Here is a 22,541-nt window from a genome sequence, read left to right on the forward strand (position 1 = left end):
GCGCGTGATGATCGATCGGGTTTTGCCGCGGCCGGCGCGTTTGGCCGGCCGCATATTCGTCGCCGTCGTGCTGGCCGCGCCGCTCGTCGCGCATGCGCTGCCCGGTTACGACGACGTGCGCCGCGACTGGCGCAGTTCCGACTGGGTGCTGCTCGCGCGCGACGGCACGCCGCTGCAGCGCACGCGCGTCGACCTCACCGAACGGCGCGGCGACTGGGTGTCGCTCGCGGACGTGTCGCCCGCGTTCCGCGAGGCGATCGTCGTCTCCGAAGACAAGCGCTTCTACGAACACAGCGGCGTCGACTGGCGCGGGATCGCCGGCGCCGCGTGGGGCAACCTGTGGAACGAGCGCACGCGCGGCGCGTCGACCGTGACGATGCAGCTCGCCGGGCTGCTCAGCGATTCGCCGCGCCGCTCGGGCCAGCGCTCGCTGCCGCAGAAGGCCACGCAGGCGATGAACGCGCTGCTGCTCGAACGCGGCTGGCGCAAGGACCAGATCCTCGAGGCGTACCTGAATCTCGTGCCGTTCCGCGGCGAGACGGTCGGGCTCGGCGCACTGTCGCAGGTACTGTTCGGCAAGGCGCCGTCGGGCCTCGACGCGCGCGAAGCCGCGATCGCGGCCGCACTCGTGCGCGCGCCCAACGCGACGGCCGCGAAGGTCGCCGAGCGCGCGTGCCGGATCCTGCGCGACATGCATGCCGAGCAGGCGTGCGCGTCGCTCGACGGCTACGTGCAGTTCGTCACAGCGCGTCCAACCAACGCCATGCGCGACGACGGTGCGGCCCTCGCCCCGCACTTCGCGCGGCGCATCGCCGCCGAGGTCAGGCCGGCGGCCGGCGCGCAGGTCCGCACGACGCTCGATGCGCCGTTGCAACGCTTTGCGCGCGACACGCTGATGCGCGCGCTGACCGAACTCAACGCGCCCGCGCACCGGCGCAACGTGCAGGACGGCGCGGTCGTCGTGATCGACAACGCGACCGGCGAAATTCGCGCATGGGTCGGATCGTCGGGCGCGTTGTCGAGCGCACGCGACGTCGATGCCGTGCTCGCGCCGCGCCAGGCCGGCTCGACGCTCAAGCCGTTCCTCTATGCGCAGGCGCTCGACGAAAAGCGGCTGACGGCCGCGTCGCTGCTCGACGACGCGCCGATCAACCTCGCCGCCGGCGGCGGCCTGTACATTCCGCAGAACTACGACAAGGATTTCAAGGGCTGGGTGAGCGTGCGCAGCGCGCTCGGCGGTTCGCTGAACGTGCCGGCCGTGCGCACGCTCGTGCTCGTCACGCCGCACCGCTTCGCGCGCACGCTGACCGCGCTCGGCCTGCCGCTCGCGCAGGAAGGCGACTACTACGGCTTCAGCCTCGCGCTCGGGAGTGCCGACGTCACGCTGCTGTCGCTGACCAACGCGTATCGCGCACTCGCGAACGGCGGCGTCGCGCGCAAGGTCGTCGACCTGCCCGCGCCGGCGTCCGGCGCGCCCGCGCATGCGGACAGCGGCACGCGCGTGTTCAGCGAAGCAGCCAGCTTCGTCGTTACCGACATCCTCTCCGACAACAATGCGCGCGTACGCACGTTCGGCTTCGACAACCCGCTCGCGACGCGCTTCTTCTCGGCGGTCAAGACCGGTACGAGCAAGGACATGCGCGACAACTGGACCGTCGGCTTCACGTCGCGCTATACGGTCGGCGTGTGGGTCGGCAACGCGGACGGCTCGCCGATGTGGGACGTGTCGGGCGTCACGGGTGCGTCGCCCGTGTGGTCGGCCGTCGTCGGCTACCTGCACCGCGATCTGCCGAGCCGCGCGCCGCGCGCGCCGGCGGGCGTCGAGACGCGCCGCATCACGTTCGAGCGCGACATCGAGCCGGCGCGCAACGAGTGGTTCATCGCAGGGACGGCGGTCGACACGATCCGGCTCGCCGCGCCCGTCACGCCGGGCAAGGACGGTGCGCGCGCGCCGCTGACGATCGGCGCGCCGACCGACGGCACGATCTTCGCGATCGACCCGGACATTCCGCCGAAGAACCAGCGGATCTGGTTCGAACGCTCGGCCGGGCGCGCCGCGCGGTTCGCGTGGCGGCTCGACGACAAGGTGATCGGGCATGCCGACCGCATCGCGTGGATGCCGTGGCCGGGCCGGCACCGGCTCGAACTCGTCGACGCGCGCGGCAACGTCGCGGATGCGATCAGCTTCGAGGTGCGCGGCGCGTTCGCGAAGACGGCTGCGCGCAAGCCTTGAGCGCGTGAGCCGGCTGCCTACTGGCCGGCCGCGTTCGCCTTCTGCGGCTGCGCGGAGAAGTCGAGTGCCGGAGCTGTCGAGATCGACGCTTCGTTCGCAACGCTGAAGTTCGGGCGAGGCTGGTAGCCGAAGATCTTCGCGATCACGACGCCCGGGAACTGGCGGATCTGCACGTTGTAGTGCTGCACCGTCTTGATGTAGCGGCCGCGCGCGACCGCGATGCGGTTTTCCGTGCCTTCGAGCTGCGTCTGCAGGTCGCGGAACGCTTCGTTGGCCTTCAGCTCCGGGTAGCGTTCGGACACCACCATCAGCCGGCTCAGCGCGCCCGACAGTTCGCCCTGCCGTTGATCGAACGCCGCGAGCGCGGCCGGATCCTTCGCCATCTCCGGCGTCATCTGCACGCTGCCGACGCGCGCACGGGCCGAGGCCACCTCGGTCAGCACGCGCTCCTCGTGCGACGCATAGCCCTTCACCGACGCGGCGAGATTCGGCACGAGATCGGCGCGGCGCTGGTACTGGTTCAGCACTTCGGACCACGCCGCATTGATGTCCTCGTCGGACGACTGGATCGCGTTATAGCCGCACCCCGCGAGCGGAGCCAGTAAGCAGCACACGAGCAGGATTCGAAACCATTTCATTGTTGAAGACTTCCGGTTGAGCGCTCCGGGCGGAGCGGTAGTAAAAAGAAACGTTGTTTGCGCAGGTGCGCTGCGTATGGCGCCTGGTGGTTACCAGCGACCCGATGCGCCCCCGCCGCCGCTCGACCCACCGCCGCCGCTGAACGAATCGGAACTCGACGAATCGGAGTCCGCGCGCGAGCCTGACGACGGCCATTTGAAACCGGATGACGACGAGGACGAAGACGACGAGCTTCCGCCCGTGAGCTTGTCGATGATTCCGAGGATCAGCGTCAACACGCAAAATACCGTCACCAGGACTTCGCCGGGCGAATAGCCCATCCAGTGCCCGATCGCGATCAACGCCAGCAGCGTGCCGCCGATGATCGCCGCGTACTTGCGGATGGGTGCGGACCGGACGACACCGATGCCGAGCAGCCATGCCCCGACGCCCACGCTCGTCGGAACCAATGCCAGGGCCGCCAGGATCGCCTCGAGATTGCCGTCGAAGATCGCGCCGACCGGCAGCATCACGATCGGCACGATCGTCGTGACGAGATAGCTTGCCGGGAGCATCACCTGCCAGCGCAGCTTGCGCCACGCGGTCACGGCACCCAATGCGACGTTGGCCAGCCCGAGCAGGAGCCAGAACGTGAAACTGCCGTACTCGACCGGCGGCTTCTCGAGCAATCCGTTCGACATCCGCCGCTCATCGCCCGCCCGGCTGTCGCGGGACGCGAGGTCGGCCACCTCGTCATCCCGCCGCGCGTCGGTCGACGTAGCCATCTCCGGCGGCGTCATCTCGAGCGTGAGCGCAGCGACTGCATCGTTCACGCCGGCCTCGATCCGGTTCTCGCGAAACGCCGGCACGATCCGTTCGCGGATGATCCGGCCCGCGACAATATCCGGAATTGCGCCTTCGAGCCCATAGCCGACTTCGATCCGCACGGTATGGTCGTTGAGCGCCGCGACGAGCAGCAGGCCGTTGTCTATCTTGCTCTCGCCTAGACGCCATTGTTCGAACACCGCAGTCGCGAACTGCTCGATCGTCGCGTGGCCCGTCGAGCCGACCAGCAGCACCGCCATCTGTACGCCGAGCCGGCGCTCGAGATCAGCGAGGCGCTCGGTCAGTTCGGCCGCGCATGCGGCGCTCAGCGCGCCGGTCATGTCCGTCACTCGGCCTTTCAGCGGCGGCGCCGCTTCGGGATCAGTGGCGACAGGATAAGTAGCCGCTGCTACAGCCGCGTGCGTGCAGGCCGATGGCGCCGACGCGGACGATGCGCCGGCTGCCGACGCAATGGCGCCATCTACGCCGCCGGCCGGCGCGGCGAACGCCAAACTGTAAAGGAGTATTGCGCCCGTCAGCACGGCAGTCACCGCTTTCCCTATCCCGGTAAAGGCGATCGTGCTGCGCGTGCGCGTGGGGCGTCCGTCGTGTCGGGTCGTGCCTGCCCGCGATGCCGGATCGCCCTCGCAACCCGCCGGGCGCGGCCGCCCCGTCTGTCGTTTCAAGTTCATGTCGGAAACTGCACGCCTGCTCCCTCAGCAACGGCGCGTTCTCTCGTCGTTTTTAGTCGTCCCGCAGCATAACCAATTGCGAAGGGAACTGAAAGTTTTCCGGCTGGACAGGCAAACGGGCGAGCAGTTCGCGGATCGGGAATCTAGAATATGAACAGCGCCGCTTCTCCGGGCGCACCGGTTGCCCCCTTCTCCCGGACGCCCGCGACCATGAACATTCGCCACACGCGCTTCACCCGCCCCGCGCTGGGCGCGCTCTGCGTCGCAGCGCTCGCGACGCTCCAGGCCTGCAACGGCGACGCCTGCTTCGGCGTGGATGTCTGCTTCAACAACAACACGCAAACCGTCTCGCTGTCCGGCACTGCTGCCACGGGCAGCGCGCTCGCGAGCGCGCCGGTGGCGGTCAGTTGCGCGGCAGGCTCCGCGACGACGTTGACGGACGGCGGCGGCAACTACCGTGTGACGGTCAACGCCGCGCTGCCGTGCGTCATCACCTTGACGTCGGGCGGCACGAGCCTGCATTCGCTCGCGTACGCGGGCGGCACCTTCAACACGACGCCCGAAACCGAGTTGATGCTGGTCTATCTCGCGGCACAGCTGGGCACGAATACCGCCGGGCTGATCGGCAATTTCCAGGGCAATCTGCACTTCCAGCAGGTAATGGGCAGCCCGAACGCCGTGCAGGCCGCGCAATCCGCCGTCGTGACGAACCTGCAGCAGCGGTATGCGGTCACGCTGACGACGCCGGCGTTCCTGACGACGTCGTTCGTGGTCGGGCAACCGGGCGTCGACAGCGATCTCGGTGCGCTGGCCAAAGCGGGCGCGATCGATTCGAATGGATTGCCGGATCCGGTCGCCGTTTCGCTATTGACGCAGGCCGGCGCCGCGCATCCGCTGTAGGCGGCCTGCGGCGCGCAAGGAGCCAAACGTCAGGCGCCCGCTTCGTTCTCGTCGTCGGCCAGCAGCGCCCACCGTTCGTGGTCGCGCCATTCGCCGCCGATGCGCAGATAGCGCGGCGAAAACCCCTCTTTCCGGAAACCGAGCCGCCGGACCAGCGCGATCGACGCGTGGTTGCCGGGCTGGATGTTCGCTTCGAGCCGATGCAGCCCGAGTTCCCCGAACGCGACGCCGATCGTCGCGCGCAACGCGTCCGTCATCAGCCCCTTGCGGCTGAAATCCGCCATCCCGTAGTACCCGAGATACGCGCTCTGAAACACGCCGCCGACGATCTCGTTGAGGTTCACCACACCGACCACCGCCCCGGACGCCCGTTCCCGCGCGACGAGGCCGACATTCGGCCCCGTCAGACAGCGGACGAACCATTGGTCGAATCCCACCTGGTCGGTGAACGAGTCGACCCACGGCAGATGGTGGCTCCGGCTCGCGCGGTTGGCAGCGATCAAGTCGGCGGCGTCGGATCGGGCGACGCGATTCAGCAGGATCAGGCTCATGGTTCGGTCGGACGCGGTATGTGGCGCAAGCGGTCCGGCGAACGAGGCCGTTCGCCCGCGTCGCCGCCGCTCGCGATCGATCAACGAAACGCCTACGCGGCTTCCCCACTCCCGCACACGACGGTCGCGGCCTGCTGCTGCGTCAGATACCGCAACAGCTTCGTCACCATCCATACGACGATGAACGACAGCGCGACGAAAAACACCGCGAGCGGCGTCAGCACGTGGATCGACACGAAGCCGGCCAGCCCCATCATCGCGGACGACACGAGCAGCAGCGCACACCCGAGGATCGCGCTCGTCAGGCCGGCGATATGCGGAAACAGCGAATTGCCCTTGGCCATCAGCGTCGGATACATCGCGCCCGCGCAGAAGCCCATCACGAGCACCGGCGTCGCGAGCGTCCACACGCGCAGGCCGACGGTCAGCGCCAGCACCAGCATCGCGACCGACGCACCCGCCATCACGCGCGCGCCGATGCGCAGCCGCTGCTCGGCGCTCGGCAGCCCGCGCCCGTGAATCCGGTTCGACAGCCCACCGAGGAAATACATCAGGCCGATCCCGAGCGCGAGATAGCCGAAGAACGTCGGCGGCTTGTGCAGCGTGGTCTGCACCATGAACGGCCCGACGATGTTGAACACGAGCAGGATGCTGTAGCACAGCCCCTGCGCGAGGAAACAGCTCTGGAACACCGGACTCGCCAGCACCTTGCCCGCGTTCGCCATCAGCGTACGCGGCTCGAGATGCACCGGTTTCGGCAAGGTTTCCCGATAGCGCCACAGCAGCGCCCACATCACCAGCGAGTAGACGAGCAGGAACACGAGGCAGGCGCGCCAGCCGAACCATTCCTGCAGGTGCGCACCGATCACCGGCGCGACGATCGGTGCGAGCCCCCATGCGATCGACATGTACGTGAACGCGTGCATCAGCGCCTGGCCGGAGAACGAATCGGTGATGATCGCCTTCGCGAGCAGGTTGGTGGTAGCGATCCCGAAGCCCTGCAGGCAGCGCGCCAGCACGAACGTCTCCAGGTTCTGCGCGCCGAGCGACAGCAGGCAGCCGATCGTGTAGATCACGAGCCCGAACGCGAGCACGCGCTTGCGCCCGTACGCGTCGGCGATCGGGCCGAAGATGAGCTGGCCGAGCGCGTAGGCCGCCATGTAGCCGGACACACTCGACTGGATCGCCTGCGGCGTCGTCGCGAACGAACGCGCCATGTCGGGCAGCGCGGGCACGTAGATGTCGATCGCGAGTTGGCCCGCGGACGCGAACAGGCAGATCAGGAACAGCAGGAAGCGCGGCGAATTCGACTCGCGCGCGGAAATGAGCGTGGCGTTCATGACGACAGGGAAGGATTCGGGCGGCGACGACGCGGCGCGACCCGTGTGTTCGCATTGTGAACACGCGTGCGCAGCGTGCCGGGTCGCATATTGTGCCTGTTGTTACGGCAACCGATGCGATTCCCATGGCGCGGGCGAGGTTGAACGTCCATCGGGGCATGCCCGGACACATACGCCGAGCCGCCTGCGCATTCGTCCGCCGCCCTCGTACTTTCCACCCATTGACACGCCTCCCCGCCTTCGCCCTATACTCCCCGCAGCGCCACTAATTGTTGAACAATCCAACATGCTCGTTGACGCCTGACCGGCCACCGACAAGGATTTCGGCCGGATATCCACGTCTGCAAATTTCCCCGAGAGCACCGCGTCATGTCGAACTATCCCGCCGCCTATCAGGTCACCAAAGGCTCCGTCCTGAACGTCGACCGGTCCTTTTACTCCGCGATCGCGCAACGCAAGGACGCGCGGCAACGCATCGAATCGCACGTCGTGCCGATTCGCAGCGGCTTCGCGTGGACGGTGCCTGCCGGTCACGTATTCCGCATCGTCACGCTGGAAGGTCCGCAGGTCGCCGACTTCAACATGTGGAACCTGCACAATCCGCGCGAGCGCATGTGGGCGTCGCGCACGCGCCAGCTGCAGGCGGCGCACGTGACGACGTTCGACCGCATCTGGTCGACGCTGCCCTACCTGCGCCCGATGGTCACGATCACCGACGACACGCTTGCCGGCTATGGCGTCGACGGCGACGGCGGCCGCGTGCACGACCTGCTCGGCACGCGCTGCGATCCGTACGTCAACAAGTTGCTGACCGGCGAGGATTTCCATTTCCACTGCCACTCGAATCTCGTGCGCGCGGTCGCGCCGTACGGGCTGACGGAATTCGACGTCCACGACGTGCTGAACGTGTTCCAGTGCACGGGCCTGAACGACGACGACAAATACTTCATGAAGGCCTGCCCCGCGCAGGCGGGCGACTATCTCGAGTTCTTCGCCGAGATCGACCTGCTGTGCGCGATGTCCACGTGTCCGGGCGGAGACCTGTCGGTGCCGATGTGGGGCCCCGATGCGCGCGACCCGATCGACGTTTGCCGGCCGCTCGGCGTCGAGGTATATCGGCTCGATCCGGGCCTGCTGGAAGGATGGTCGTCGCCTCCCGTCGCGCCGTACAAGGGCCTGCACGGGATGCAGCCGCCCCAGGCAGACTGGCAGCACGGCAAGACCGTGTGACACAGCCCGTAGAATGACGCAACGCCGCCGGCCGGCGACGCCGGCGGCATACGATCAGGAGAGGAGCAAACGAACAGCATGGCAAGCGAAAAAGCGCGGGGACAATCGGTCGCCGACCGGATCAGCCATCAACTGCGCGAACACATCATCAGCGGCAAGCTGCCGCCCGGCACGGCGCTGATCGAGATGGACCTCGCGGCCGAATACGATACGTCGCGCAACTCGCTGCGCGAAGTCCTGCACCAACTCGGCCGCGAAGGGCTCGTCACGTTCGTGCGGCACAAGGGTGTCGTCGTACGCACGCTCAATCGCCAGGACGTGCGCGACCTTTATGTCGCGCGCCGCACGCTCGAACTGCATGCGCTGAACACGGCCGAACTCGCACAGCCGGCGCTGCTCGAGAAAATGCAGGCGGCCATCCGCGCCGCCGAGCGCGAACTCGACAAAGAGAACTGGCAGGCTGTCGGCACGCACAGCCTGAGGTTTCACCAGCATATCGTCGCACTGCAGAAGTCGACGCTGCTCGACGAGTTCTTCCGGACCATCTCGGCGCAGCTGCGCCTCGTATTCGCGTCCGATCCCGACGAGAAGCGCGTGCAGACGGCCGACTGGATCCAGCGCGAATACCGGATCTACGAACTGCTCACGCAGAACCGTCGCAGCGAAGCCGTCACCGCGCTCGCACGCTATCTCGACGATTCCGAGCGGATGCTGCTCGACGCGATCAGGCGCAGCCAGCGCGACGCGGCCTGAGCCGGCACCCTGCTTCCCGCATGCGTGCCGCGCAACGCGGCACGTACGAATCCGGCATCGAACGCCGTCACGCCTCCTCGCCCGCCGGCAGCGCGTAGCTGCCGTCGTCGCGATGCGTCTCGCGCCCCGTCAGCGGCGGGTTGAACACGCACACGAGATGCAGATCGCCGTGCGTCGCCCGCAAGATGTGCGGATCGTTCAGGTTCAGCGCGTAGATCGTGCCGGGCGTGATCCAGTGCACCTTGCCGGTCGCCGTTTCGACGACCTCCCCTTCGCCCGCCACGCAGTAGTTGGTTTCGAAGTGATGCTTGTAGTGCAGATGCAACTCCGCACCTTCATGCACGCGCGTCTCGTGAACGGAATAGCCGACGCCGTCCTGCTTGACGATCATGCGCTTGCTGTCCCAGCCCGGGCCGTGCGCGTGGCGTTCGGTATGGGCGATATCGGCCGATCTTACGACAATCATGAGCACCTCTGAATAATGACGATGAAAGATGGCAAGACTATGCCTGCCGACGGATATCGTTTCATTCGGAGTCGGCCATTGCCCGTTCGACCAACACCGCCACATCGAGCAGCCACGCGTCGTCGCCGCGGCGGCCTGTCAGCAACAGGCCTATCGGCTGCTTCTGTCGACGGTCGCCCGGCACACTGATGCTCGGCAGGTCTAGCCGATTCGCAAATTCGGTCAGACGGAATGCGCGTGCGTTCGCCGCGAGATATATGGCCTCGTCCGCCAGATCGACAAGGCGCGGCGGCAGCATCGGCACCGTCGGCGTCAGTACCGCATGCGCATCGCCGAGTTCCGTGTGGTACGCATCGGCCAGCGCCGCCAGGCGCAACAGCGCGGCCGCGTAGTCGTGAGCGCGCACGTACTCACCAGCCGCGATGCGCGGGCCGACGAGCGGATCGTAGCGATCCGCGGCCGTTTCCAGCAGCGTGCGATGCAGCATGAACGCTTCAGCCGCGATGACGCCTCCCGCCCGCGCGGCGGCGCCGGCCTCGACCGCACAATCGAGCCGCTTGCGCTCGATGCGCGCGCCCTGTGCGGATAGCCGCGACAGCCACGTGTCGAATGCCTGTCCGACTGCCGGGTCAACGTCGTCCGTCGCGAAGCGCTCGGGGACGATGAAATGCAGGTCCCTGATGCTCGCCGGTACGGGCCGGCCGGCGGTGCGGCCATGCAGCACCGCATCGACCCGCCGGCACATGCGAGCCGTCGCGGCCAGGATCCCCGGCACGTCGAACGTCGTCGACAGGAAACGCATGCCCGCATCGGGATAGCGGCCGCGCGACGGCTTGAAGCCAGCCACGCCGCAGAACGCGGCCGGAATGCGCGCCGAACCGCTCGTGTCCGAGCCGATCGACAGATCGGCCGCGCCGAGCGCCACCGACACCGCCGCGCCCGAACTCGATCCGCCGGCCACGCGCTCGCGTCGCACATCGAGCGGCGTCGCGGGTGTACCGTATGCGCGGTTCACGCCGAGCGCGCCGTACGCGAACTCGGTCATCGCGGTTTGCGCAATTCGCACCGCGCCGGCGCGGCGCAGCGCTGCCACGAGCGCGGCATCGGTTCGCGCAGGCGGGTCGCCGGCCAGGACAAGTGAGCCGGCGTGCGTGACCCAGCCTTCGCAATCGAAACACGCCTTGACCGTCAGCACCGCGCCGGCCAGCGGCACGGCGGACGCATCGCGGCGTGCCGATGCATCCGTTGCACGCGCGTCGTCCAGCGCCGCTTTGTCGCGCCGCGCGAGCCATGCCGTCCCGATGTCGTCAGGATGTGCATCGGCACGCGCGAGGCTGGTACGCAACCGCTCGACGCACGCCTGCCCGTTCGCGTCGGGATGCCGTAAATCAGAAGCGTCCATTGTCGTTCCTCGCCGATCGTTCGTTGCGGTTCATGCGAAATGGACGTGCCGCAGAAAGTCCTTCACGCGCGCATCGGCGCTGGCACGAATCCGCTCGGGCGGCACGTCGTACAGGATCCGGCCGTTCTCCATGAAGACGATCCGGTCGGATACCTTGAACGCAAAGTTCATCTCGTGCGTCACGATGATCATCGTCATCCCCTCCTTCGCGAGCGTCTCGACCACTTTCAATACTTCGCCGACGAGCTCCGGATCGAGCGCCGACGTCGGCTCGTCGAACAGCATGATCGACGGCCGCGTGGCGAGCGCCCGCGCGATTGCCACACGCTGCTGCTGGCCGCCCGACAGCTGATGCGGGTACTTGTTCGCATGGTCGAGCATCCCGACTTTCGACAGCAGCGACAGTGCCTGCAGCCGGATCGCCTCCGTATCCGCCTGCCGGTGATAGCACGGCGCCATCATCACGTTCTGCAACGCCGTGCGATGCGGGAACAGGTTGAAGCTCTGGAACACCATGCCGATGTCGAGGATCCGGTCGTGCGGCACGCGCGGCGGATGCGCGCCCGACGCACGAATGAATGGCTCGCCGTACAGATCGATCTCGCCCGCGTTCACCGGCGCGAGGCCGTTGACGGTGCGGATCAGCGACGTCTTGCCCGAACCCGACGGGCCGATGATCGATACGACCTGCCCCGGCGCGACATCGAGATGGATATCCTTCAGCACTTCGTGACGACCGTAGCGCTGCTGGATGCCTTTCAGCCGCAATGCGAATTCGGCACTCGCGCGCTTTCGCGGCGCGACGGCCGGCGTCGACAGCGGCAGTGCGATGGTCGCGGGGCCCGCCTGGGCCGGCGTGCGGCGGCTGACGTCGAGGTGCCGTTCGAGATAACCGAGCAGTCGGCTGAACACCGTGACGATCAGCACGTAATAGAACGCGACTGCCAGCATCGTTTCGAACACGAGGAAGTTCTGCGTGTACAGCCGCTGCCCGACGAGCAGGATCTCGGCGAGCGAGATCACCGACACGAGCGAGGTCAGCTTCACGATCGTGATGAATTCGTTCGCGAGCGCGGGCAGCGCGACGCGAATCGCCTGCGGCATCACGATCATCCGCTGGATACCCGTGAAACGGATGCCGAGCGCGCGGCCGGCTTCGAGCTGCCCGCGCGGTACGGACAGGATCCCGCCGCGATGGATCTCCGCGAAATAGGCGGTCTCGCTCAGCACCATCGCAATCAAGCCGGTCGTGAATGGATCGGACAGCACCGCGCTGGTGGCGGGAAACACCTGCGGCAGGTTGTAGATGAACACAAGCAGCACGAGCAGCGGCAGGCTGCGGAAGAACCAGATATACACGCTCGCGGCGCGCTTCAGACCAGTTCGGTGCGACTGCCTCGCGAGCGCCACCGGAAAGCCGAGCAACACACCGAGTAACCAGGCGGATACGCTGAGCTTCACGACGACGACGCAGGCGCGCCAGAAATCCCTGTCCCACAAGAGTTGTAACGCGTAGTGCCAATCGAACTGCATCGAAGACTCCTCAACCGCCGATAGGTGATGCAAGCGCCCGGCGCGGATCGCGCGTCCGGGCGGGCGAGCGCGCCGGCCCGGCGCGCGGTTGCCGCTTCGCGACTACTTCGCCGTGCCGAGCGCGTTCGCGACGTCGGCATCGGTCGGCACCTGCAACCCGTACTTCTTCACGAGACTGTCGTACTCGCCGCTGTGCTTCGCCTCGTCCAGCGCCCCCTCCAGCGCGCGCAGCAGACCCGCGTCATCCTTCGTCACGCCAAGGCCGATGACGATCGGGTACAGCAGCGTCGTCGAGCTGAGCTCGACACGGCCGTTCGTCTGCTTCGGAATGCCCTGCGCGACGGCCGCATCCTCGATCTGCACGTCGACGGCCCTCGACATCAGCGCGGACGTCGCTTCCGGCGAGGTCGGAAACTCGAGCATCGCAATCTCGCCGCGACCGGCCGCCTTGCAGGTGTCCTGCGAGACCACGCGCAGCTTCGGCGTCCACGACGCGCCCTTGATCGTGCCGACGCGCTTGCCGCACAGGTCCTGCGGCGTTTTCGGCAGGTATCCGCCGCCCTTCGCGACGAGCAGCGACGCGCCCGTCTTCAGGTACGGCACGAAATCGACCTGCTTCAGGCGATCGGGCGTCACGTAGAGTGCCGACGCGACGACGTCGAAGCGGCGCGCCTTCATCCCGAGGATCAGGTCGGGAAAGCGCGTATCGAGGAAAACAGGCTCAAGCTTCAGGTGGCGCGCGAGCAGCCGCGAAAACTCGGCGTCGAAGCCGGCCGGCTTGCCGCCGTCCAGGTACGCGTAAGGCGGATACGTCAAGTCGGAGCCGACCAGGAGCGTGCCGGGCCGCACCGTCTGCAGCGATGCCGCCGATGCGAGCGAGCACGCGAAAGCCAGCGGCACAAACGCGCCGCCGAGAAAACGTCGAAACGAGAACTGACCGGGCATGGCATGGCTCCTGAGGTTTTTCGGCTCCTGCGCATAGACGTCACAACGCCTCCCGCGCACCGCCACATGCGGCTTTGCGAGATTCTTCACCGAAAATTGTTGAACAATTTCGGCCGATTCTGACCAGTTAAAATTGATAACTGAATCCGGGTTTACGCGAGAAACGGCGTCACCGTGCGCGAATCATCCGCGCACGCATGCGCCGTCGTCCGGTGCCGGACGCGAGTTTCAGGACGGGGGAAATGAGCGGGAGAAGGCGGCGATCCCCTGGGATCACCGCCGAGGTGTGCGCGCCCATTGCGGACGCAACGATTTCTGCAACGCAGCCGAGATGAAAGCCGACTCGTCAGCCGGCATACGCGGCGCGCATCGACTGCATGGACCGGCAGAACGACGCACCGGACCATGCCACACTGCTAGATCACGATCAATACTGCGCCTGGTCAGTCGGATTCCTGAACAACTGTTTCATCTCCGCCGACAGCGGATAGTCGAGGCTCACGCCCTTCGGCGGAATCGGCTGCGTAAACCACTGGTTGTAGAGCTTCTCGGCCGCGCCCGACGTCTGCATCTTCGCGATCACGCCGTCGACCACATGCTTGAACGGCGGATCGTCCCTGCGCATCATGCATGCGTAGTTTTCGTGGACGAGCGGCGTGCCCGTCACTGCGTACGCGCCCGGGTTGCGGTCCTTCGCGATCTCGCCGTACAGCAGCGGTTCGTCCATCACGAACGCCACCGCGCGCCCGGTCGTGACGTTCATGAACGCTTCGGCGTGATCCTTCGCGCTGATGATCGTCATGTTCATCCCTTTCTCTTCGTTGAGCTTGCGCAGCAGGCGCTCGTCCGACGTGCCGGCCGTCGTCGCGACCGTCTTGCCGGCCAGGTCCGCAAAATCCTTCACGCCCGAATCCTTGCGCGTGCTGAAACGGATCCCATAGAGAAAAATGCTGTTCGAGAACGCGGCCTGCTTCTGCCGCTCGAGCGTGTTCGTCGTCGATCCGCATTCGAAATCGATCGTCCCGTTCTGCAGCAGCGGAATCCGGTTCTGCGACGTGATCGGAATCTCCTTCACCGTGAGGTTCGGCAGGTTCAGTTCCGTCTTCAACTGGTCGATGATGCGCGACGCGATGTCCCGCGAGTAGCCGATGTTCTTCTGCTGGTTGTCCGAATACGAAAACGGCACCGACGATTCGCGAATGCCCAGCGACACGATGCCCGTGTCCTTGATCTTCTTCAGCGTACCGGTGAGGGCCTGCGCATGCGCGGCGCCCGCCAGCGCACAGGACAGCGCGACAGCCAGCCAACGGAAGCGGCGATCCATGCTTTTCTCCTGACGAAACGTTGATCGAGTCGCGATCGTACGCCCGACAAAATTCGCCCCGTATCAGGGAAAGCGTCAGGCGCACTCCGCTGCGGCTAACTGCGGCTACGCCGCGGGCAGCCGTTTTCCGTGGCGCGCAAAAACGCCCGCGCCCGCGCGTTTCGCCCGACCGGCCGCTTGCGGGCTCGCCCCCATCTTCTGTGCCATCCGTTCCAAACGCGCGTTCATGCTGCAATGCCGCAACGTAATCGTTTGCGTCTTGCTCTTTTTTCACACAAAACATACTCAAGAAGCCGCCACAGCGGCCGTTACCCAGTGCATGGCGCGTCGCAGCAACCCCGCCGCGACCACCAGACAAAAAAACGACAAGGTCCGGTTTTGCCGGACCGGGCACACCGCCGGCACGACGGTTCTATACGAGGATCGACTTTCAACATGAAAGCCAAACGTTTCAATTTCGCGCTGGCGCGTTCCGCTCATGCGCGCATGCTCGCCGGCATGTTGTCTGCCGCCGCCCTCCTGCCCCTCGCCGGCTGCGGCGGCGGAGGCGGCGACGGCAGCAACCCGTCGCCGACCAACGCAGCACCGGCCCCCGCCCCGACGCCGGCCCCCGCGCCCGCCCCGACGGCCCCGCCCACCACGTCCGGCAGCAACGCCTGCACGACCCAGCAAGCCGCCGTGCAGATGGCCGCCCAGACCACGCCCGACGAGCCGCCGGTCGACCACCTGATCGTCAAGCTGAAGACGCTGACGGCCACGCGTGCGATGGCGGCCATCGACGACGGCACGCGGCTCGATGCGGTGATCCAGCGTTCGATGACGCGCTGGACGGCGCCGACGGCGACCGGCGCCGCACGTGCGTATGCGGCCTCGACGACGCAGACGCCGCTGAACGTGCAGGTCGAGCGAACGATCTCGAACGGCGCTGCCGTGCTGTCGCTCGGCCAGCGTGTCGCGGCCGCCGACGCGACGGCGCTCGCGCAGACATTCGCCGCCGACGCCGACGTCGACTACGCGGAACCGGATCACCCGATGAAGATCCGCGACACGCCGAGCGACCCCAGCTACAGCCAGCAGTGGTATATGTCCGACCCGACCGCCGGCATCGACCTGCCGCCCGCATGGACCACGACCAAGGGTTCGCCGACCGTCGTCACGGCCGTGCTCGACACCGGCTATCGGCCGCACCCCGACCTCGTCGGCAACCTGCTGCCCGGCTACAGCTTCATCACCAACGTCAACACCAGCAACAACGGCGTGTCGCGCGGCCCCGACGCGGCCGACCCGGGCGACTGGGTCACGCAGCAGGAACTCGACAACGCGAGCGGCCCGTTCTATCACTGCGAGAGCGAACCGAGCGCCAGCAGCTGGCACGGCACGCGCGTGATGGGCGTGATCGGCGCGACCGCCAACAACGGCATCGGCATCGCCGGCGTGTCGTGGCTCGGCCGGATCCTGCCGGTGCGCGTGCTCGGCAAGTGCGGCGGCGTGACGAGCGACATCGCCGACGCGATGCGCTGGGCGGCCGGCATTCCCGTCACCGGCGTACCGACGAACCCGACGCCCGCGAAAATCATCAACCTGAGCCTCGGCGGCGTCGGCGCGTGCAGCACGACGTTCCAGCAGGCGATCGACGACGTGAACGCGAAGGGCGTGACCGTCGTCGTCGCCGCCGGCAACGACGGCCTGTCGACCGGGCTCGACCAGCCCGCGAACTGCCGCGGCGTGATCAGCGTCGGCGCCACCGACGCGACCGGCCGCCGCGCATCGTTCAGCAACTTCGGCGCCAACATCACGCTGAGCGCGCCGGGCGTCAACATCCTGTCGACGGCCAACAGCGGCACGACGACGCCGGGCGGCGACACCTACGGCCCGGCGAGCGGCACCAGCCTCGCGACGCCGCAGGTGACGGGTGTCGCCGCGCTGATGCTCGCGGTAAACGGCAACCTCACGCCCGCGCAGATCCAGCAGAAGTTGCAAGGCGGCACGCGCGCGGCGAAGCTGGCGGCCGGCACGTCGTGCACCGCGATGCCGGCGGGCTCGGGCATTCTCGATGCAGGGATCGCCGTCGCGGCAGCCAACCAGTAACCGGTGCCCTGCCTCGACGCAGCCGCGCGCATGCCGACATGGCGTGCGCGCGGTTTGTTTTTTTCCGGCGGCCGGCGGCCCGGCGATCGCTCATCGACCCATTCCGTTTCTCGAAATAACACCTGACAAAAAGGTTGACGCTTCGCACGACGAGCCTTTACCATCGCCCCCGTCTAATTACATGGAGTGTTCTGTGAACACCGATGCGAGTTGTAGTTGGTGCTCGACCAACTTGACTGCTGCCTGAGGAAAACGCGCAGAGCCTCGTCTTCTGCCGCATCCCGGGAAGCAGGATGCGGCGTCCTTCCGGCCTGACCGGCCAGATTCCCCGCCGAATTTTTCGATGTTGTCGAATGCACGCGACGCGCCGTCGCGCGTGTGCGTTCGTGTTGCGCGCGGCGCCAGCCGCGTGCGTTTTCCGTTCGCGTGCCATCCGGCCGCGCGCCTTCGTGCGTGCGCGGCTACCGATCGCCCGTGCCGATTACCCGCAACCGACAGGAGTGCAGATGAACTCAGACGACAGTAGTCGATTACCGCTCGCCGGTGCGACGCTGCGCATCGTCCGTCCGACCGCACTCCGCGCGCCGGCGAGCGTTCCCGCCTTTACCGATCCACAGCCGATCGCGTTTGACGCGACGCGGCGGGGAGCGCTCGTGCGTCGATAACGTCACGGCCGCTCCCCGCCCGCCGCCTCGCGCGCCAGGAGCGACCATGACACAACGAAACCATTCCCAGAAAAAACAGCGCGGCTTCATCAAGACCGGCCCCGGTCAGCAGAACGAACCGCGCATCATGCGCGCCGCGCAGGAAGCGGCCCGCCCGCTCGAAGACACGCTGAAGTCGCTGCGCACCAGCACGCGCGGCCTCACCTACGGCCAGGCCGCCGACCGCCTGCAGCACCACGGCCCGAACGAAATCGCACACGACAAGCCGCCGCACTGGTCCCGCCAGTTGCTGATGTCATTCCACAACCCGTTCGTCTACGTGCTGCTGGTGCTGGCCGCCATCAGCTTCTTCACCGACGTCTACTTCGCGGCGCCCGCCGATCGCGACTACGTCGGCATGACGATCCTGCTGACGATGGTCACGATCAGCGCGCTGCTGCGCTTCGTGCAGGAATTCCGTTCGCTGCGCGCGGCCGAGAAGCTCAAGGCGATGGTCCGCACGACGGCCACCGTGCAGCGCGCGATCACCGATACCGCCGAGCCGGCGCGCCGCGAGGTGCCGATGCGCGAAGTCGTGCCGGGCGACATCGTGCACCTGTCGGCCGGCGACATGATCCCCGCCGACGTGCGCCTGCTCGCATCGCGCGACCTGTTCATCAGCCAGGCCGTGCTCACGGGCGAAGCGCTGCCCGTCGAGAAATACGACACGCTCGGCGCGGTCGCCGGCAAATCGGCGAGCACCGGCACGGCCGGCGCGGCGAACGATGCGTCGACGCCGCTGCTCGATCTCGAGAACGTCTGCTTCATGGGCACCAACGTCGTCAGCGGCACGGCGACGGCCGTCGTCGTCGCGACCGGCGAAGATACGTACTTCGGTTCGCTTGCGCGCAACGTCGTGAGCCACAAGCGCATCGAGACGAGCTTCGACCGCGGCGTCGCGAGCGTGAGCTGGCTGCTGATCAAGTTCATGTTCGTGATGGTGCCGATCGTGTTCATGATCAACGGCCTGACCAAGGGCGACTGGCTGAGCGCACTCACGTTCGCGCTCGCGGTGGCCGTGGGTCTCACGCCCGAGATGCTGCCGATGATCGTCAGCGCGAACCTCGCGCGCGGCGCGATCGCGATGGCGCGCCGCAAGGTCGTCGTCAAGCGGCTGAACTCGGTGCAGAACTTCGGCGCGATGGACGTGCTGTGCACCGACAAGACCGGCACGCTCACGCAGGACAAGATCATCCTCGAACACCACCTCGACCTGTCCGGTCGCAAAAATGAGGAAATCCTGCGGCTCGGCTGGCTGAACAGCTTCCACCAGAGCGGCCAGAAGAACCTGATCGACATCGCGGTCGTTGCACGCGCCGACGAGATCGGCGAACGCGCGAAGCCTCAGGGCTACAAGAAGATCGACGAGCTGCCGTTCGACTTCGTGCGCCGCCGCCTGTCGGTCGTCGTCGAGGATACGCGCGGCACGCACCTGCTGGTCTGCAAGGGCGCGGTCGAGGAAATGCTGGCCGTCTCCACGCATGTGCAGGATGAAGACGGCGTGCGCCCGCTCGACTTCGTCGCGCGCAAGCGGCTGCTCGAACAGGCCAACGCATACAACGAGGACGGCTTCCGCGTACTCGTGCTGGCAACGCGCACGATCCCGCGCGGCGACGAACGCGAGCAGTACCGCACCGCCGACGAACGCGACCTCGTCGTGCGCGGCTTCCTCACCTTCCTCGATCCGCCGAAGGAGTCGGCCGCGCCGGCACTCGCCGCGCTGCGCGAGAACGGCGTCGCGGTGAAGGTGCTGACGGGCGACAACCCGACCGTCACGATGAAGGTGTGCCGCCAGGTCGGCCTCGAACCCGGCAAGCCGATCCTCGGCGCGGAAATCGAGGCGCTCGACGACGCAACGCTCGCGCAGGTCGTCGAACGCACGACCGTGTTCGCGAAGCTGACGCCGCTGCAGAAGGCGCGCATCGTCAAGGCGCTGCAGGCGAACGGGCACACGGTCGGCTTCCTCGGCGACGGCATCAACGATGCGCCCGCGCTGCGCGACGCCGACGTCGGCATCTCGGTCGACAGCGGCGCCGACATCGCGAAGGAAACCGCCGACATCATCCTGCTCGAAAAGAGCCTGATGGTGCTCGAGGAAGGCGTGATCAAGGGCCGCGAGACGTTCGGCAACATCCTGAAGTACCTGAACATGACCGCGAGCTCGAACTTCGGCAACGTGTTCTCGGTGCTCGTCGCCAGCGCGTTCCTGCCGTGGGAGCCGATGCTCGCGACGCAGCTGCTCGTGCTGAACCTGGTCTACGACACGTCGCAGATGCTGCTGCCGTGGGACAAGATGGATCCCGAGTTCCTGAAGAAGCCGCGCAAGTGGGAAGCCGGCAACATCAGCCGCTTCATGCTGTGGGTCGGGCCGACGTCGTCCGTGTTCGACATCACGACCTACGTGCTGATGTGGACCGTGTTCGGCGCGGGCGCGATGTATCACCTGCACGGCGGCACGGGCGGCCAGATCGTGATGAACTCGGGCTGGTTCATCGAGAGCCTCGTGTCGCAAACGCTCGTGGTGCACCTGCTGCGCACGCAGAAGATCCCGTTCCTGCAAAGCACGGCCGCGCTGCCGGTACTGCTGTCGACGTTCACCGCGATCGCGATCGGCTGCTGGCTGCCGTTCTCGCCGTTCGCGGATGCGCTCGGCTTCATGCACCTGCCGGGCACCTTCTGGCTGTGGCTCGCCGCGACGATGGTCGGCTACATCCTGCTCGCGCAGATCGTCAAGACGATCTATGTGCGCCGCTACAAGCAGTGGTTCTGATTCCGTTCGGATAACGACGTGCCGGCCCGCGCGATGCGCGTGGGCCGGCCTTTCACGACGCTTCAAGGGTAATGCGATGAAAAGAATCCTTCCGCTCGCAGCCGCGAGCGCACTCCTCGCACCGCTCGACGCCTATCCGGCCCACCCGCTCGTCAGCGACGATACGGGCACGCAGGGCAATGCGAACTGGCAGTTCGAGTTCAACGCCGAGGAAACCTCGAAACAGGAAGACAGCGGCCGCCACCAGCTATGGAACGCGACGCTCACGCGCGGGTTCGGCGAACACGTCGACCTCTATGTCAACACGCCTTATACGCATCTGCAAACGCGCACCGACGAAAACGGCGCGGGAATCGGCGATGTCGAGATCGGCATGAAATTGCGCTTCGTCGAACGCGGGCCGCTGTCGCTCGCGCTGAAACCGAAGGTGACGATGCCGACCGGCAACGACAGTCGCGGGCTCGGCACGGGCCGCGTCGGCACCGGCGCGACGCTGCTCGCACAGGCCGACGTCGCGCGCTTCTCGCTGCTCGCGAATGCGGGCCTCGCGTACCAGCCGAATCGTCAGGGCGACCTGACGTCGGTCTGGGCAGTGTCGGGCGCGGCGCTCTACAAGGCGACCGACCGGCTGCAGCTCGTGGTCGACGTCGGCATGTCGCGCAACACCGAAAGCACCGCCGGCGCGAATCCGGCGTTCGTGCTCGCGGGCGCGATCTATTCGCCGACACGCTGGCTCGATCTCGACGTCGGCTACCGGCGCGGGCTGAACGACCAGACCTATCGTCATTCGGTGATGGGCGGCATGACGGCGCGGTGGTGATACACAGGCTGGCGCGGTGCACGCGTCGAGCCGCAACGCGACGGGCCGCCGTTCATTCACGGCGGCCCGTTTTTTCATTCATCCGGCGTCGTTCGCGCCGAACAGTTGCGCGCACACGGTGCGCCCTTCGTCGGTCAGCGCGGCGCTGCCGGTGCCGTCCTCGTTCAGCGTCGTCGCGCTCAGGCCCGCGGCATCGAGCTGCGTCAGCACGCGGCGCAAAGTGCTCATCGGCAGTTGCGCGCGCTTCGCGATCTTCGGCAGCGACCACGTCTTGCCGGCCGGATCGCTCGCGGCCTCGTTCAGCGTCGCGAGCGTCGCAACGAGTGCGGGATCGAGCGGGGATTCGTCGGATTCTGAAGTCATCGGTTCGGGTTCGTGAGCCGGTGCCGGACCGGCAGTCATCCAGGATGCAATCGCGGACACTATACGCCGCGTCACGCACCCTTGATCGCGGCACGCATGAACGACACGAAATGCGTCGTGACGGGATCGTCGCGGCCCGACAGCCACGCGAGCCCCACGCGCCACTTCGCATCCTTGCCGTCGAGCGGGAGCACCGTCGCGTCGCGCAGCAGGTACTGCGCGCGCGACGGGATGAACGCGACGCCGACGCCGGCCGCGACCGACGTCAGCACCGACTGCACATCTTCCGCCTGCTGCGTCACGTGCGGCACGAAACGGCGCTCGACGCACCATCGGTCGATCTGGGCGGCGAGCCCCGGGCCGCGCGCACGCTGCAGTGCGATGAAGCCGATCTCGTTGAGCACGTCGAGGTCGGCCGGCACGCGCTTGAAGCCGAGGTGCGGCGGCACCGCGAGCGCGAGCCCTTCGTCGATCACCTTGAACGACGACAGCCCGTCGTCGGACGGCAGGCGCAGGAAGCCGGCGTCGAGCTTGCCTGCGCGCAGCCGGCGCGTCTGCTCGGACGACGACAGGTCGCTCAGCGTGACGGCGATGCCCGGATTGCGGCGACGAAATTCCGCGACCAGCTTCGGCACGAGCGTCAGCACGGACAGGCAGATGCCGAGCCGCAGATGCCCGCGCTGTCCGCTGGTCGCCTCCCGCGCACGCGCGAGGATCTCGTCGGCATCGCGCACGAGCGCCTGCGCGTCGGGCAGGAAGCGTTCGCCGAACGGCGTCAGCTCCGCGCCGTGCCGCCCGCGCTCGAACAGCTTGCCGCCGAGGCTCGCCTCGAGCGCGCCGATCTGCTTGCTGAGTGCCGGCTGGCTCATGTGCAACGCATCGGCCGCGCGGCTGAAATGGCACAGCTCGGTGACCGTCAGGAACGTTCGCAGCAGTTTCAGTTCCATTCTTGAAGGGAATCGTAACGATCGAAATATTCATTTT

The 22,541-nt window shown here is 66.9% G+C and carries 19 protein-coding genes; 8 read left to right on the plus strand and 11 right to left on the minus strand.

Translation table 11 applies throughout. From position 1 onward, the window contains the following. Positions 1-7: 7 nt before the first annotated feature. Entirely contained in the window at positions 8-2,233 is a 2,226-nt protein-coding gene (gene pbpC, locus FPJ27_RS12375; protein WP_204421313.1) for a penicillin-binding protein 1C, read from the plus strand. Between the two features lie 17 nt (positions 2,234-2,250). Here the strand turns inward: pbpC and FPJ27_RS12380 are convergent, their stop codons facing one another. After that, complete coding sequence (locus FPJ27_RS12380; RefSeq protein ID WP_072438790.1) at positions 2,251-2,871, minus strand: LemA family protein; 621 nt, start codon at positions 2,869-2,871, stop codon at positions 2,251-2,253. Between the two features lie 90 nt (positions 2,872-2,961). Beyond that, positions 2,962-4,017: a TPM domain-containing protein gene (locus tag FPJ27_RS36430; protein WP_239483178.1), complete on the minus strand. Its 1,056-nt coding sequence runs from the start codon at positions 4,015-4,017 to the stop codon at positions 2,962-2,964. Positions 4,018-4,578: 561 nt separating this feature from the next. Between FPJ27_RS36430 and FPJ27_RS12390 the strand changes: the two genes are divergently transcribed. Further along, positions 4,579-5,268: a hypothetical protein gene (locus tag FPJ27_RS12390; protein ID WP_204421314.1), complete on the plus strand. Its 690-nt coding sequence runs from the start codon at positions 4,579-4,581 to the stop codon at positions 5,266-5,268. Positions 5,269-5,297: 29 nt separating this feature from the next. Here the strand turns inward: FPJ27_RS12390 and FPJ27_RS12395 are convergent, their stop codons facing one another. Together FPJ27_RS12395 and FPJ27_RS12400 are read right to left on the minus strand one after the other, a co-directional pair. After that, positions 5,298-5,819: a GNAT family protein gene (locus tag FPJ27_RS12395; RefSeq protein ID WP_204421315.1), complete on the minus strand. Its 522-nt coding sequence runs from the start codon at positions 5,817-5,819 to the stop codon at positions 5,298-5,300. Between the two features lie 92 nt (positions 5,820-5,911). Then, positions 5,912-7,159: a multidrug effflux MFS transporter gene (locus FPJ27_RS12400; protein WP_204421316.1), complete on the minus strand. Its 1,248-nt coding sequence runs from the start codon at positions 7,157-7,159 to the stop codon at positions 5,912-5,914. A gap of 369 nt (positions 7,160-7,528) precedes the next feature. Between FPJ27_RS12400 and FPJ27_RS12405 the strand changes: the two genes are divergently transcribed. Both FPJ27_RS12405 and FPJ27_RS12410 read left to right on the plus strand, forming a co-directional pair. After that, positions 7,529-8,389 (plus strand): DUF1989 domain-containing protein, encoded by an 861-nt coding sequence (locus FPJ27_RS12405; protein ID WP_175959260.1) that lies wholly within the window; start codon positions 7,529-7,531, stop codon positions 8,387-8,389. 78 nt (positions 8,390-8,467) lie between these two features. Next, on the plus strand, positions 8,468-9,142 hold the full coding sequence (locus FPJ27_RS12410; RefSeq protein ID WP_204421317.1) for a GntR family transcriptional regulator: 675 nt from the start codon (positions 8,468-8,470) through the stop codon (positions 9,140-9,142). A gap of 67 nt (positions 9,143-9,209) precedes the next feature. Here the strand turns inward: FPJ27_RS12410 and FPJ27_RS12415 are convergent, their stop codons facing one another. The 5 genes from FPJ27_RS12415 to FPJ27_RS12435 all read right to left on the minus strand — a co-directional run bounded on the left by FPJ27_RS12415 (position 9,210) and on the right by FPJ27_RS12435 (position 14,812). Continuing rightward, entirely contained in the window at positions 9,210-9,608 is a 399-nt protein-coding gene (locus FPJ27_RS12415) for an ectoine synthase (protein WP_204421318.1), read from the minus strand. A 61-nt stretch (positions 9,609-9,669) separates the two neighbouring features. Further along, on the minus strand, positions 9,670-11,010 hold the full coding sequence (locus tag FPJ27_RS12420; RefSeq protein WP_204421319.1) for an amidase family protein: 1,341 nt from the start codon (positions 11,008-11,010) through the stop codon (positions 9,670-9,672). A gap of 30 nt (positions 11,011-11,040) precedes the next feature. Beyond that, positions 11,041-12,543, minus strand: coding sequence for an amino acid ABC transporter permease/ATP-binding protein (locus tag FPJ27_RS12425; protein ID WP_204421320.1), 1,503 nt, complete (start codon positions 12,541-12,543; stop codon positions 11,041-11,043). A gap of 102 nt (positions 12,544-12,645) precedes the next feature. Continuing rightward, positions 12,646-13,488, minus strand: a complete 843-nt coding sequence (locus FPJ27_RS12430) for an ABC transporter substrate-binding protein (RefSeq protein ID WP_204421321.1) — start codon at positions 13,486-13,488, stop codon at positions 12,646-12,648. Between the two features lie 427 nt (positions 13,489-13,915). After that, positions 13,916-14,812, minus strand: coding sequence for a glutamate/aspartate ABC transporter substrate-binding protein (locus tag FPJ27_RS12435; protein WP_204421322.1), 897 nt, complete (start codon positions 14,810-14,812; stop codon positions 13,916-13,918). Between the two features lie 435 nt (positions 14,813-15,247). Between FPJ27_RS12435 and FPJ27_RS12440 the strand changes: the two genes are divergently transcribed. The 4 genes from FPJ27_RS12440 (at position 15,248) to FPJ27_RS12455 (ending at position 21,194) form a co-directional block, all read left to right on the plus strand. Then, entirely contained in the window at positions 15,248-16,900 is a 1,653-nt protein-coding gene (locus FPJ27_RS12440; protein ID WP_072438928.1) for a S8 family peptidase, read from the plus strand. Between the two features lie 506 nt (positions 16,901-17,406). Then, complete coding sequence (locus FPJ27_RS12445; protein WP_175959268.1) at positions 17,407-17,565, plus strand: hypothetical protein; 159 nt, start codon at positions 17,407-17,409, stop codon at positions 17,563-17,565. 46 nt (positions 17,566-17,611) lie between these two features. After that, entirely contained in the window at positions 17,612-20,374 is a 2,763-nt protein-coding gene (mgtA, locus tag FPJ27_RS12450) for a magnesium-translocating P-type ATPase (protein WP_204421323.1), read from the plus strand. 76 nt (positions 20,375-20,450) lie between these two features. Continuing rightward, positions 20,451-21,194: a transporter gene (locus FPJ27_RS12455; RefSeq protein ID WP_204421324.1), complete on the plus strand. Its 744-nt coding sequence runs from the start codon at positions 20,451-20,453 to the stop codon at positions 21,192-21,194. 78 nt (positions 21,195-21,272) lie between these two features. Here FPJ27_RS12455 and FPJ27_RS12460 read toward each other — a convergent pair whose 3' ends face one another. Both FPJ27_RS12460 and FPJ27_RS12465 read right to left on the minus strand, forming a co-directional pair. Further along, positions 21,273-21,557 (minus strand): transcriptional regulator, encoded by a 285-nt coding sequence (locus FPJ27_RS12460; RefSeq protein WP_110281303.1) that lies wholly within the window; start codon positions 21,555-21,557, stop codon positions 21,273-21,275. Positions 21,558-21,628: 71 nt separating this feature from the next. Next, positions 21,629-22,504, minus strand: a complete 876-nt coding sequence (locus FPJ27_RS12465; RefSeq protein ID WP_096474087.1) for a LysR substrate-binding domain-containing protein — start codon at positions 22,502-22,504, stop codon at positions 21,629-21,631. Positions 22,505-22,541: the final 37 nt, after the last annotated feature.

It is taken from the genome of Burkholderia sp. MS455 (genome assembly GCF_016899445.1).
GTDB lineage: Bacteria > Pseudomonadota > Gammaproteobacteria > Burkholderiales > Burkholderiaceae > Burkholderia > Burkholderia pyrrocinia_C.

Excerpts from the sequence above, each read along its gene's own strand:
- pbpC (WP_204421313.1), top strand. The coding sequence starts at position 8 with ATGATCGATCGGGTTTTGCCGCGGCCGGCGCGTTTGGCCGGCCGCATA.
- FPJ27_RS12380 (WP_072438790.1), bottom strand. The coding sequence starts at position 2,871 with ATGAAATGGTTTCGAATCCTGCTCGTGTGCTGCTTACTGGCTCCGCTC.
- FPJ27_RS36430 (WP_239483178.1), bottom strand. The coding sequence starts at position 4,017 with ATGACCGGCGCGCTGAGCGCCGCATGCGCGGCCGAACTGACCGAGCGC.
- FPJ27_RS12390 (WP_204421314.1), top strand. The coding sequence starts at position 4,579 with ATGAACATTCGCCACACGCGCTTCACCCGCCCCGCGCTGGGCGCGCTC.
- FPJ27_RS12395 (WP_204421315.1), bottom strand. The coding sequence starts at position 5,819 with ATGAGCCTGATCCTGCTGAATCGCGTCGCCCGATCCGACGCCGCCGAC.
- FPJ27_RS12400 (WP_204421316.1), bottom strand. The coding sequence starts at position 7,159 with ATGAACGCCACGCTCATTTCCGCGCGCGAGTCGAATTCGCCGCGCTTC.
- FPJ27_RS12405 (WP_175959260.1), top strand. The coding sequence starts at position 7,529 with ATGTCGAACTATCCCGCCGCCTATCAGGTCACCAAAGGCTCCGTCCTG.
- FPJ27_RS12410 (WP_204421317.1), top strand. The coding sequence starts at position 8,468 with ATGGCAAGCGAAAAAGCGCGGGGACAATCGGTCGCCGACCGGATCAGC.
- FPJ27_RS12415 (WP_204421318.1), bottom strand. The coding sequence starts at position 9,608 with ATGATTGTCGTAAGATCGGCCGATATCGCCCATACCGAACGCCACGCG.
- FPJ27_RS12420 (WP_204421319.1), bottom strand. The coding sequence starts at position 11,010 with ATGGACGCTTCTGATTTACGGCATCCCGACGCGAACGGGCAGGCGTGC.
- FPJ27_RS12425 (WP_204421320.1), bottom strand. The coding sequence starts at position 12,543 with ATGCAGTTCGATTGGCACTACGCGTTACAACTCTTGTGGGACAGGGAT.
- FPJ27_RS12430 (WP_204421321.1), bottom strand. The coding sequence starts at position 13,488 with ATGCCCGGTCAGTTCTCGTTTCGACGTTTTCTCGGCGGCGCGTTTGTG.
- FPJ27_RS12435 (WP_204421322.1), bottom strand. The coding sequence starts at position 14,812 with ATGGATCGCCGCTTCCGTTGGCTGGCTGTCGCGCTGTCCTGTGCGCTG.
- FPJ27_RS12440 (WP_072438928.1), top strand. The coding sequence starts at position 15,248 with ATGAAAGCCAAACGTTTCAATTTCGCGCTGGCGCGTTCCGCTCATGCG.
- FPJ27_RS12445 (WP_175959268.1), top strand. The coding sequence starts at position 17,407 with ATGAACTCAGACGACAGTAGTCGATTACCGCTCGCCGGTGCGACGCTG.
- mgtA (WP_204421323.1), top strand. The coding sequence starts at position 17,612 with ATGACACAACGAAACCATTCCCAGAAAAAACAGCGCGGCTTCATCAAG.
- FPJ27_RS12455 (WP_204421324.1), top strand. The coding sequence starts at position 20,451 with ATGAAAAGAATCCTTCCGCTCGCAGCCGCGAGCGCACTCCTCGCACCG.
- FPJ27_RS12460 (WP_110281303.1), bottom strand. The coding sequence starts at position 21,557 with ATGACTTCAGAATCCGACGAATCCCCGCTCGATCCCGCACTCGTTGCG.
- FPJ27_RS12465 (WP_096474087.1), bottom strand. The coding sequence starts at position 22,504 with ATGGAACTGAAACTGCTGCGAACGTTCCTGACGGTCACCGAGCTGTGC.